At 35.2% G+C, this 11,940-nt stretch carries 12 protein-coding genes; 8 read left to right on the top strand and 4 right to left on the bottom strand.

Annotated elements, in window-relative coordinates:
• Positions 1-84: 84 nt before the first annotated feature.
• A complete protein-coding gene (locus IPN31_15530; protein ID MBK8683286.1) occupies positions 85-2,490 on the bottom strand; it encodes a TonB-dependent receptor in 2,406 nt (801 codons plus the stop codon).
• A 280-nt stretch (positions 2,491-2,770) separates the two neighbouring features.
• On the opposite strand from IPN31_15530, the gene dusB reads away from it, so the two are divergent.
• The 8 genes from dusB to IPN31_15490 all read left to right on the top strand — a co-directional run bounded on the left by dusB (position 2,771) and on the right by IPN31_15490 (position 9,666).
• Complete coding sequence (dusB, locus tag IPN31_15525; GenBank protein ID MBK8683285.1) at positions 2,771-3,757, top strand: tRNA dihydrouridine synthase DusB; 987 nt, start codon at positions 2,771-2,773, stop codon at positions 3,755-3,757.
• Positions 3,758-3,855: 98 nt separating this feature from the next.
• A complete protein-coding gene (locus IPN31_15520; GenBank protein ID MBK8683284.1) occupies positions 3,856-4,416 on the top strand; it encodes a LemA family protein in 561 nt (186 codons plus the stop codon).
• Positions 4,417-4,499: 83 nt separating this feature from the next.
• On the top strand, positions 4,500-5,177 hold the full coding sequence (locus IPN31_15515; GenBank protein MBK8683283.1) for a zinc metallopeptidase: 678 nt from the start codon (positions 4,500-4,502) through the stop codon (positions 5,175-5,177).
• Positions 5,178-5,345: 168 nt separating this feature from the next.
• Entirely contained in the window at positions 5,346-5,786 is a 441-nt protein-coding gene (rplM, locus tag IPN31_15510) for a 50S ribosomal protein L13 (GenBank protein ID MBK8683282.1), read from the top strand.
• Between the two features lie 9 nt (positions 5,787-5,795).
• Positions 5,796-6,182: a 30S ribosomal protein S9 gene (rpsI, locus tag IPN31_15505; GenBank protein ID MBK8683281.1), complete on the top strand. Its 387-nt coding sequence runs from the start codon at positions 5,796-5,798 to the stop codon at positions 6,180-6,182.
• Positions 6,183-6,200: 18 nt separating this feature from the next.
• Positions 6,201-7,091, top strand: a complete 891-nt coding sequence (gene rpsB / locus IPN31_15500; protein MBK8683280.1) for a 30S ribosomal protein S2 — start codon at positions 6,201-6,203, stop codon at positions 7,089-7,091.
• Positions 7,092-7,113: 22 nt separating this feature from the next.
• Positions 7,114-7,953 carry an elongation factor Ts gene (locus IPN31_15495; GenBank protein ID MBK8683279.1) on the top strand — a complete coding sequence of 280 codons (840 nt, stop codon included), beginning with the start codon at positions 7,114-7,116 and terminating at the stop codon, positions 7,951-7,953.
• A gap of 75 nt (positions 7,954-8,028) precedes the next feature.
• The gene (locus IPN31_15490; GenBank protein MBK8683278.1) at positions 8,029-9,666 is read left to right on the top strand and encodes an ATP-binding cassette domain-containing protein; all 1,638 of its coding nucleotides are present in this window, start codon (positions 8,029-8,031) and stop codon (positions 9,664-9,666) included.
• Between the two features lie 296 nt (positions 9,667-9,962).
• On the opposite strand, the gene IPN31_15485 is transcribed toward IPN31_15490, so the two are convergent.
• From IPN31_15485 to IPN31_15475, 3 genes are read right to left on the bottom strand one after another with little or no spacing between them, the layout of a single operon-like run.
• Complete coding sequence (locus IPN31_15485) at positions 9,963-10,925, bottom strand: HipA domain-containing protein (protein ID MBK8683277.1); 963 nt, start codon at positions 10,923-10,925, stop codon at positions 9,963-9,965.
• A 5-nt stretch (positions 10,926-10,930) separates the two neighbouring features.
• On the bottom strand, positions 10,931-11,251 hold the full coding sequence (locus IPN31_15480) for a HipA N-terminal domain-containing protein (protein MBK8683276.1): 321 nt from the start codon (positions 11,249-11,251) through the stop codon (positions 10,931-10,933).
• The gene (locus IPN31_15475; GenBank protein ID MBK8683275.1) at positions 11,238-11,474 is read right to left on the bottom strand and encodes a helix-turn-helix transcriptional regulator; all 237 of its coding nucleotides are present in this window, start codon (positions 11,472-11,474) and stop codon (positions 11,238-11,240) included. The genes IPN31_15480 and IPN31_15475 overlap by 14 nt, the downstream gene beginning before the upstream one ends.
• Positions 11,475-11,940: the final 466 nt, after the last annotated feature.

Raw genomic sequence — 11,940 nt, 5'->3', positions numbered from 1 at the left:
ATATTTTATTTGCGGTTTTTAATCCTATAAAAAAAATGCATTAACACTCCGTAAGTATTAATGCATTAAAAGAAATTGGTATTACTAAAATTCTTTTCCTATAGATAAATAAAATGTTCGTCCATCTGCAGGCAATATTCCTGGACCAGGATAATTGTTTATTCTGCGAGTAAAATACACTGCATCATTAAAATTATTAATACCAAATTTTATAATAAAGTCATGAGTAAAACGCATTGTACTATTCCAATCCATAATCAAATAAGAAGGCACTATACCCACTACACCACTTGCAGAAGATTCGGTATTTAATGCATCCGCATATATATCACTTACATAACTGCTCTGTATTGTAGTTGAAAAGTTTTTATAATTATAAGTGATACCTGTGCGAACAATCCACTCAGGTGCATTTTCAAGAACATTACCTTCCAATTGCACGCTTTGTCCATTTGCGGAAGTAATTGCATCTACATATTCTGCATGATCATAAGCAGCGGAAACAAAAATTGCGAAGTCGCCATATTTGCTTGAAACATTATTGAGCTCTGTCGGTCTGAATTCGATAAATGATTCTACACCTTTTGCTTCGCTGGTTCCAATATTTGTTTTATAAATGTATAACTCATCATCATCATTAGTAAGTGCAAGAGCACCTACTCTGTCGCCATATTTCAAATAGAAAACACCAATATCAAATGTGATAAACTCCTGAATTTTTCCTCTTATACCTAAGTCTGAATTAAACCCTTTGCTGTCCTGCATATCCGGATCAATCACATCCAAACTTCCTACAGGTGTAAGATCGCTATATAAAATTGGTCTGTATGCCTGAGTCCAATTTGCATATAAATTCATATTCGAATTCAGATTATATTGAACACCCAATCCAAGCAAAGGAATATTTCTGTCTTTATCATAATCAATCAATGATGCAACACTTTCAATATTACCTTTCATACTTGTATTAATAACTTCATAACGTACACCGGGTGTAATACTTAATTTATTAGTAATACGAAACATGTTTTCAGCGCTAATAGCATAATTTAAAGTTTTGAAATTTAAATCACGAGCGAAAGGTTCAGAAACAGAAAGATCAAAGTCAGTACCTGTGGTACCTATACCTTCTTGTTGGCGATGTGTTCTTGCATCAGCAAATTTAATTCCTACAGAAATCGCACTTTCTTTTTCTAAAAATTGATACTTATGTAATAATCGAAGTTCATTTGCAAAGCTTGTATAGGTATCTAAATCTACAACCCGAGGATCATATTGAAGAGTAGCTGCTGAGATGGTATCAGGTAAGTCTGCAGGTCTGATATACATAACACTATTGCGTTCACCAAATAATGCGTTTGATTTCAAACTAAGCAAAGTGTTTTTATTTATTTGCCAGTCAAGTGTAAATGCCGGTATATTATGATTGGGTTGGAAATAATTTCTGCTTCGAGTACTTTGATAAGGATCTTCATCAAATTGTTCATCAGTTAATCCACCTGCTATTTGATTTACATAATACATTTTTGAAAATTCAAATCCTAACTTCAAATTTTCAGTAGCCTGATAATGAAACCCTGCGAAATAGTTATAATATTCATATGTACTATTTGGTCTGAAACCATTTGAACCACGATAATTAAAATAGGAATAATAATTTAATTTGCCCACTGTACCGCCAATTGCGTTATAAGTGTTTACCATTTGATTGGAGCCAAAAGATTGCTTTGTTTCAAAATCAAATACTTTGTCGGTAGGCCCTTCCTTCATTTCATAATTCAGCATTCCACCAAACTGAGGTCCATATTGAAGGCATGCTCCACCTCTTACTAATTGCACTGACTTCAATGCTTCTGTAGCAGGAGCATAATGACTTTCGGGATACCCAAATTCATCACTTGCAATACTATATCCATTTTGTCTGACATTAAATTCCCAACTTCTATGTGGGCTTAATCCACGAACAGATATGCTCGTTTGTGTACCACTTCCATCTAAATCCCATTCATATACACCGGGTACTTTTGAAAAAACCTGACGAGGAATATTTTCAGCAGTATTTGCATTTGTTTTATCCAATATTATCACATCATTTCTTTTACCTGCAAATATTAAAGCGCCTTCAATATCTTCCATGTGTTTTACATTATTAAAATCTTTATCAGAAGTAATTACCACAGAATTCAACATGGTACTTAAGGGTAAAATAAAGTTGTGAGAAACAACTTCATTTTTCTGAATAGTAAGAGTGGATGTGTCTGGTATGCAGCCAACAAAACTGGCAATAAATGTATATGTACCCGGAGCAATATTGATTGTGTAAAATCCATTCTCATCGGCAATGCTACCTTTGGATGTACTTTTTTCAAACACATTTGCACCAATAAGTAGATTGCCTGTGTCGTCTTTTATATATCCTTTTACTTGTTGTGCATTTAAAAAATTGAAATTAAAAATGAAGATTATGAGGAGCAGTATAAAGTTTTTCATTTATAATAATATTTAATTTGAATATCACGAAAGTACGTACATATTTATATTTAAATAATTCTTTAAAAAAAATTTAAAAAAAATTAGCTGCAACTAACTAAACTGATTAATGCGATACTTTTAAGTATTTAGATCAATGAATGTTTAGTTGAAAAATGTAGTATAAAATACATGCTTGTTGATTTATCTTCATCCTTAAATAAATAATTTTGAATTACACTATTATCCACTTACAATTTTTTTTATTGAGGTTACAGTATACTAAGATTACCTTTGCATCGTGGTAAAAATCCGCAATATAGAACTTGGTGAATTTCCTTTGTTGCTTGCACCAATGGAAGATGTGAGCGATCCTCCATTTCGTGTGCAATGCAAACAATTGGGTGCAGATATGATGTACACAGAATTTATTTCAACAGAAGGGTTGATAAGAAATGCAACCAAGAGTTTAAAAAAATTAGAATTTTTTGAAGAAGAACGTCCACTCGGAATTCAAATATTTGGTGCCGATATAGAAGTGATGAAAGGTTGTGTGGAAATAATTGAAGAAGCAAATCCAAATCTGATTGATATTAATTTTGGTTGCCCTGTAAAAAAAGTGGTTTGCAAAGATGCGGGTGCAGGTATATTGCGAGATATACCTCGTATGATAAAACTTACTTCCGAAATTGTAAAAGCCTCTGCATTACCTGTTACCGTAAAAACTCGTTTGGGTTGGGATGATGCAAGTAAAAATATTGTGGAAGTTGCGGAGCGATTACAAGATATTGGAATTGCAGCACTCTCTATTCATGGACGCACAAGAGCACAGATGTATAAAGGCAGTGCAGATTGGACATTGATTGGGGAAATAAAAAATAATCCTCGCATACAAATACCGATTTTCGGAAATGGCGATATTGATAGTCCGCAAAAAGTAGTTGAAATGAAAAATCGTTACGGCGTAGATGGCGTTATGATAGGCCGTGCTGCAATAGGTTATCCATGGATATTTAAAGAGATAAAACATTTTCTTGCAACGGGTGAAATATTAGAAGCTCCATCTATTGAAGAAAGAGTTGATGTATGCAAAGCGCATTTAGAAAAATCAATTGAGTGGAAAGGTGACGTGTTAGGCATACTTGAAATGCGTCAACATTATACTAATTATTTTAAAGGAATTCCCAACATAAAACCATATCGACTTCAATTAGTAACACTAAATAAGAAAGAAGAATTATTACAAGTATTCGACGAAATTGTTGCGATGGATACTGTGGTTTTTTAAAAAATTTGCGACAACAATTCTGAGTTCTATTATCCCACTATTTTCTATACCATTGAATTGAAATTTTTAAAGCAGTAATTTTGAATTAAAATAGACACATGATAATTCCAATTATAATTGTAGTAGTGGTTGTATTTCTCCTTGTGGGATTATACAACTCACTTATCAGCCGTCGCAATCAGGTAGATCTTACATTCGGCAATATGGATGTAATGTTGAAGCGCCGATATGATATGATTCCCAACCTGGTGGAAGTGGTAAAACAATACATGACTTTTGAAGGTGATACTTTAAAACGTATTACAGAATTGCGCAGCAGATTAACGGATCAATCTGATATGAACTCTCCTGCAAGAATGAAAGTAGAAAATGAATTAACCGGTTTGCTTTCCGGTTTGCATGTAGCAGTTGAAAATTATCCTGAATTAAAATCCAATGAACGGTTTGCTCAATTACAATCTACATGGACAGATGTGGAAGATCAGATTGCATCATCCCGCCGTAGTTACAATGCTGCCGTTGTTTCTTACAATAATGCAGTAGAAATGTTTCCAACTAATGTAATGGCTTCATGGATGCGTTATTTGCCAATGGAAGTACTTGCTATTGCAGAACCTGAACGTGAAAATGTTTCGGCAAAAGAGCTATTTAAAAATTAAGTTGAAGTACGTTCGTCTGTAGATTAAACTTTTCAGAAAACACTTGCGTTATTTTGCAAAATATAAAAACATAAAATAAAAAAATGATAGGAGCTTATATTATCGGTATTCTCTTCGCTGTGGTCGGAATGATCGTAAGCGGTGTATTAAAGAGTAAATTCAAAAAGTATTCAAAAATTCCGGTTGCCCGTGGATTAACCGGACGTGATATCGCAGAATTAATGTTGCGTGAAAATGGAATTAATGATGTGCAGGTAATCTCCGTTGCGGGTCAACTTACTGATCATTATAATCCAATGAATAAAACAGTAAATCTGAGTGAAGGCGTTTATAACACAAACAGCATTGCAGCAGCAGCGATTGCCGCACATGAATGTGGTCATGCGGTTCAACATGCCACCGGTTATGCATGGTTAAAATTCCGCAGTCAAATGGTGCCGATGGTTAGTGTTGCATCAAAATGGGTGATGTGGGTAATTCTTGCCGGTATTTTATTTATCAATGCTTTCCCGCAACTGTTATTAGCCGGGATTGTATTATTCGGATTAACAACCATATTCAGTTTTGTAACACTGCCTGTTGAATTTGATGCAAGCCGAAGAGCAATCGCCTGGTTGCAAGGTTCTTCAGTTGCCGGAAGTATGGAAATGAGTAAAGCAAAGGATGCACTTAGATGGGCTGCTTCCACTTATGTTGTGGCTGCATTAGGTTCCATAGCAACATTAGCTTATTACGTTTTAATTTATATGAACCGCAGGTAATACAGATCAGTAAAAATTAAATCTGTTCCAAAATAATACTGAAAATGAAAGGGTTACGATAAGTACCCTTTTATTTTTTTAGTATTCCTTGCTTTGCGCAAATGGTAATAATATCTTTGCACTCCGCTTTTTAAGAGGCGTTTTTAATAATCAGAAAAATATTCAGTAGTGGATACTTTAAGTTTCAGAACAAAATCGGCAAATGATGCCACAGTAACACACGGTTGGTTTATCGTAGATGCTGAAGATCAAATCTTAGGCAGACTAAGCTCACAGGTGGCAAGCATCCTGAGAGGAAAAAACAAACCCTATTTTACACCGCATACTGACTGTGGCGACTATGTAATCATTATTAATGCCGAGAAGATAAAACTTACCGGTAATAAAATGATGGATAAAGAAATCCAGCATTATACAGGGTATCCGGGTGGACGTAAAGTGGTAAACGCAAAAACTGTATTGGCAAAAAATCCAACACATTTATTAGAGCGTTCTATAAAAGGTATGTTGCCTAAAACAAAATTAGGTGCAGCCATGTACAAAAAATTATTTGTTTACGCCGGTCCGGACCATCCGCATCAGGCGCAGAAACCAATCACCTTAAAATAACAGCAGCAGATGGAAACTATAAATGCAGTAGGTAGAAGAAAAGCCGCAGTAGTGCGTGTGTTTCTTACCAAAGGCAAAGGCAATATTATTATTAATGGAAAGGACTATAAAGAATATTTTCCGATTCAAATGTTGCAAGCCAAAGTATTACAACCATTACAAATAATTAAAGTAGAAGGTGAGTTTGATATCACCATGAATGCTACTGGTGGAGGTGTGAAAGGACAAGCCGAAGCTGCAAAGCTGGGTATTGCAAGAGCACTTGTAAAATTAGATGCTGAAAATAAACCTGCCCTGAAAGCAGAAGGGCTGATGACTCGTGATTCCCGCAGAGTGGAACGCAAGAAATACGGTTTACGCAAAGCACGTCGTGCAACACAATTCTCGAAACGTTAATTTAAAAGAGACAGACAAATGGAAAAACTATCATACAACCAATTGCTTGAAGCCGGCGTGCACTTTGGTCACCTGCGCAAGAAATGGAATCCGAAAATGCTTCCTTATATTTTCATGGAAAAAAAGGGCATTCACATAATTGATTTGTACAAAACAATTGATGCTTTGGAAGAATCTGCAGGTGCATTAAAAACAATTGCACGCAGCGGAAAGAAAATCATGTTTGTTGCTACAAAGAAACAAGCACAGGAAATTGTGGAAGAACAAGCATTGCGTGTAAGCATGCCTTTCGTAACTGAAAGATGGTTAGGCGGTATGCTCACCAACTTTTCTACAATTCGTAAGAGCATTAAAAAATTGCAGACTATTGATAAAATGTTATCTGATGGCTCTGCAGAAAGTATGACTAAAAAAGAAAGACTTGTATTGAGTCGTGAGCGTGATAAACTGGAAAAAGTGATTGGTGGTGTTGCACAATTAAACAGATTGCCTGCAGCATTATTAATTGTGGATATCGGACATGAACATATCGCACTTGCCGAAGCACATAAACTAAACATCAATACATTTGGTATTGTAGATACAAACTGCGATCCTACAAAAGTAGATTTCTCTGTACCTGCAAATGATGATGCTGCAAAGTCAATCCAGATAATTATTAAGTACTTGACGGATGCTATTGAAGAAGGATTAGAAGAGCGTGCAAAAAATAAAGAGGAGATAGATGAAGCAGCTCAACATGATAGAGATGATGATGATGATAAAGAAAAATTGAAAATGTCTGATGAAGATGGAGAGGGCGGAAATAAATCAGGTCGCAAATTTAAAGGTGCCACAAGAGGAGATGCAGGGGCAAATAAAAAACCACCTGCCCGCAGACCTGCCAGCAAACGCCCTACAAGAAATTAATTTTAAAAAAAGGATTTATATAATGAGTACAGTAACAATTAGTGCAAGTGATGTAAATAAGCTACGCCAGATTACCGGTGCAGGTATGATGGATTGCAAAAAAGCATTAACTGAAAACAATGGAGATTTCGATGCATCAGTTGATTGGTTGCGTAAGAAAGGTCAAAAGGTGAGCGAGAAACGTGCAGACCGTGAAGTGAATGAAGGAGTAGTGATTGCAAAAGTGAGTGAAGATGGTTCTTACGGAGCTATTTTCGGATTAGCTTGCGAAACAGATTTCGTTGCAAAGAATGAAGACTACATAAAATTTACAGAAAGCATTATGGATCTGGCAATGAAAAATAAGCCTGCCGATAAAGATGCATTACTCGCTTTGCAAATGGATGGATTTAGTGTTGCAGAACGCATTGCAGAATACGTAGGAAAGATTGGCGAGAAATTAGAAATTCCGGATTATGCATTAATTACAGGAACTTCTGTAGTAGCTTACAACCACTCCAATGGAAAAGTAGGTGTTCTGGTAGCAATGAATCAAAATGATGAAGCAAGTAAGAATATCGGAAAAGATATTACTATGCAAATTGCAGCTATGAATCCAATTGCAATTGATAAGAATGAAGTGCCGGAAGATGTGAAAAATCGTGAAATGGAAATTGGTCGTGAGCAGGCAAGAGCAGAAGGAAAACCGGAAAATATTTTAGATAAAATTGCAATGGGAAAATTGGAAGCTTACTTCCGTGATAATACATTGCTGAATCAAAAATTTGTGAAGGATAATTCTAAAACAATTGCAGAAGTATTAAAATCTGTAAATAAAGATCTTATTGTTACCGCTTTCAAAAGAATCGGTCTCGGAGCTTGATCTGTTAAATAATAAAGATTTAATTGCGCTGCACCCGTTGCAGCGCTTTTTATTTAATTAAAGTGTAATAAGAATATGTTAAGTACAAGAAATATCACTCTCGCTTATGGCAAGCGGGTTTTGTTTGATGATGTGAATCTGAATTTCACCAAAGGAAATTGCTATGGAATTATCGGTGCAAACGGCGCCGGAAAAACTACATTCCTGAAAATTCTTTCAGGTGAAATAGAGCCGAATAAAGGCAGCATTGATATTACACCCGGCGAGCGTATGGCAGTTTTAAAACAAGATCACTCAGCATATAATGATAACCTTGTTTTACAAACAGTAATTATGGGTCATGAGAAATTATGGCAACTAACGGAAGAGCGTGAAGTGATTTATGCAAAAACAGATTTCACTGAGGAAGATGGTATTCGTGCAGGTGAATTAGAAGCCGAGTTTGGTGAGATGAATGGTTATATGGCGGAAAGCGAAGCAGGTACTTTACTCAATTCATTAGGTGTGCCTGATGCTATGCATCAAATGTATATGCGGGATATACCAGGAAATTTAAAAGTGCGTGTGTTAATTGCACAGGCATTATTCGGTAACCCTGATATTTTATTATTGGATGAGCCTACGAATGATCTGGATGTGGAAACAATTAATTGGCTTGAAGACTTTTTAGGCGGTTATGAAAATATCATCATCGTTGTTTCTCACGATAGACACTTTTTAGATTCTGTATGTACACATATTGCCGATGTTGATCGGCAGAAAATAAAAATTTATACCGGTAACTATACCTTCTGGTATGAGAGCAGTTTGCTTGCTTTACGTCAGGCTAATGACAAGAATAAAAAGATGGAAGACAAGCGAAAAGATTTGTTGGAATTCATCGCTAGGTTTAGTGCAAATGCCTCAAAAAGCAAACAAGCAACAAGCAGAAAAAAAGCATTGGAGAAATTAGTGCTTGAAGATATTACACCTTCCACAAGAAAATATCCGGGCATCATTTTCAGACCTGATCGTGAAGTGGGTAATCAAGTGCTTACCGTAGATAAACTTTCAAAATCAAACGACGAAAAAGTATTATTTAAAAATGTAAGCTTCACAATAAATAAGGGAGATAAGATTGCTATTTACAGTAAAGATCACTTAGCAGTTACTGCATTTTTTGAAATAATAAATGATGAAATGCAGGCCAGTAGCGGAAGATTTACCTGGGGTACCACTATTACAAAAGCATATCTTCCAAATGATAATTCAAAATATTTTAATATGCATGTCACCTTGATGGAATGGCTTGCACAGTTTGTTCCGCCAACAGTGACCGATGCAGATGAGCCATTTTTAAGAGGCTATCTCGGGAAGATGTTATTTGGTGGTGATGATATTTTAAAAAGCACCAAAGTGTTGAGCGGTGGTGAAAAGGTACGTTGTATGATTAGTCGTATGATGTTGCAAAATCCAAATACATTAATCTTAGATGAACCTACAAATCATCTTGACCTGGAATCTATCCAGGCATTCAACGAAAGCATGATTGAATTTAAAGGTATTGTTTTACTGAGCAGTCATGACCATACATTTATGCAAACAGTTTCTAATCGTGTGATTGAATTAACTCCAAATGGTATTATTGATAAACTGATGAGCTTCGATGAATATATTGCCGACGAAAAAATTCATCAACTGCGTGAGGAGATGTATGGGGAAATGGCGGTTTAGTAAATTGACAATTGAAAGTTGACAATTGACAATGGGAAAAAGGATATTGGCTGTTAGCTATTTGCAGTTAGCTAAAAAAGTTTCGGGTTTCGGGTTTTAATACATAGACTTATTGACTATTGAGCAAAAGGCTATTGCTGTTTGCTATTGGCAGTTGGCTGAAAAAGTTTCGGGTTTCAAGTTTCGGGTTAAAAAACTAATTTTTGATTATTTATCCCTGATTACATCACTCATTACTGATTACTCATCACTGATTTATCCACTATTCACCATTCACTACTCACTAATAAAACTCATCACTGATTATTCACCATTCCAATCTGTGAAAATTTTTTATTAATTAATTCTTTATAATTCTCTTTCATTTCTTGTGGGAGAAAACTGATGTCAATATATTTTCTCCATTTGAAATATGATTTTTCCAATTTGTTAAACATCGCTGCAATTACTTTCTCATTTAAATGTGCACGTTTAAATGCTTCCACAAAATCTGATTGTTTTACTTTTCGTTTTTTGCCATTTAGAGTGAGCGCCAAATCTTCTTTGTCAATTGGATTTACTAATGCAGAAGCAACCATATCATAAGCCGGTGCCAATGTATAACCTGGCTTAGCATTTTTAATTAATGAGAAATTTTTTAGATGCATATCTGCATTACCGGTTAGAAAAGAAAATAAAACCTGCTCATAAAAATTTATTACATCTAAAACGGGATGTATAGAGAATTGTAAAATCGCTTTTGCAATTTGTTCATACGAGCCATCATATTTATGCTCAGTAAGTCGCTCAGTAATTTGACAAAAATCTTCCATATGTATTTTTTCAGAATTATGTCTGTCAATTCTTTTAGTTATATAAGCTAAACTTCCATCTTGCAAACGAATTAATGAATGCGGTACTGTTTTTATTTTGCTAATAGTTGCAAGATGCATGGTGGTATCTTCTACTTCCGGTAAATGCAGATAATTTTTTGTTGGGGGTTTTAAAATATAAGCTCCCCACAAACCAACAATGGTAAATCTTTTCGATTGTGATGGCTTTTTAGTTAGTTCAATATCCAAAGAAATTTTTGGTTGAACTCCTGTTACTGATATACTACTTTGAACTACTTGTAATGCTAAATCAAACATTTGTGATTCACTAAATGGCAATATAGGCACCTCTGTTCTTCCGAATATTTTTTTGCTGCATCGGGGATGAAAATCATGAAGTCCTTCTTCAAGAATTTGATAACAATATAGGCATCTTGATTCTTGCATCGTCATTAATCTATTATCTCAATTATACTTACGGCACCGATGCAATCTTTACAACATGCAAGTAACAAACCCATGCGATCTCGTGGGTTGAGCTTCCAGTTTTTTTCGGCAATTTCAAGAAGCCATCCTTCCGGAATAAGCCCATCAAAAAACGGAAACATAATCTTACTTTTAAATGGGGCATTCTGTAAAGGAAGTGTGATACTAATTGCTTCCGCACTTTTGTTTTCCAAATACTCCTGATTGTACATAAATGAAAAACCTTCCTCATTTTGAAAGAGATAACCGGCAATTTTATCATGCATTTTAATTTCAGCCTTTCTCATTCAATAATTTTTTTCTGTCCATATTCACAGCACCTAATTCACAGCCAAAAAGTTGTAATACTTGATTTACTTTATCCATTCTTAATGTAGTTTTCCCTTGTTCTATTTCACGAATAAAGCGCAATCCTACACCTGCTTTTTCTGCCAGTTCGGACTGAGTGAGGTTTTGTTGTTTGCGTTTTGCTTTAAGAAATTCCGCTAATGATATTATTTGCTGTTCCATTTCTATACCCTATCGGGTACAAATATATGTATTTCATTTTGATTTATACCTGAGCGGGTATAGTTAGTTGACAATGGAAAAAAAACTTTGACTATTGACATTGACTTTGACAAAAATGTTTTGGGTTTCAAGTTTCGGGTTAAAAAACTCATTGTTGATTATTCATCACTGATTATCACTCATTACTGATTACTCATCACTGATTTTTCACTATTCACCATTCACCACTCACTAAAAAAACTCATCACTGATTATTCATCACTCACTATTCACCATTCCAATCTGTGAAAATTTTGAGAAAGATTCCCGGCAAGTTTATCATGCATTTTTACTGTGCACTGTCTCACCCCTCTCTTCCCAAGAGAGGGGCAGGGGTGAGTTAGAAGCCACATTGAACTTTGGGGTTCTCACAGATACCTTTCAAAAAGAATTCTGTGAGAAATAATTATTGATTATTCCACTTTTC

The sequence above is a fragment of the Bacteroidota bacterium genome, from assembly GCA_016715425.1.
In the GTDB taxonomy this organism is placed as follows: Bacteria; Bacteroidota; Bacteroidia; order Chitinophagales; family BACL12; genus JADKAC01.
The sequence above is the reverse complement of the archived record's forward strand: the minus strand, read 5'-3'. Positions and strand labels throughout refer to the sequence as shown.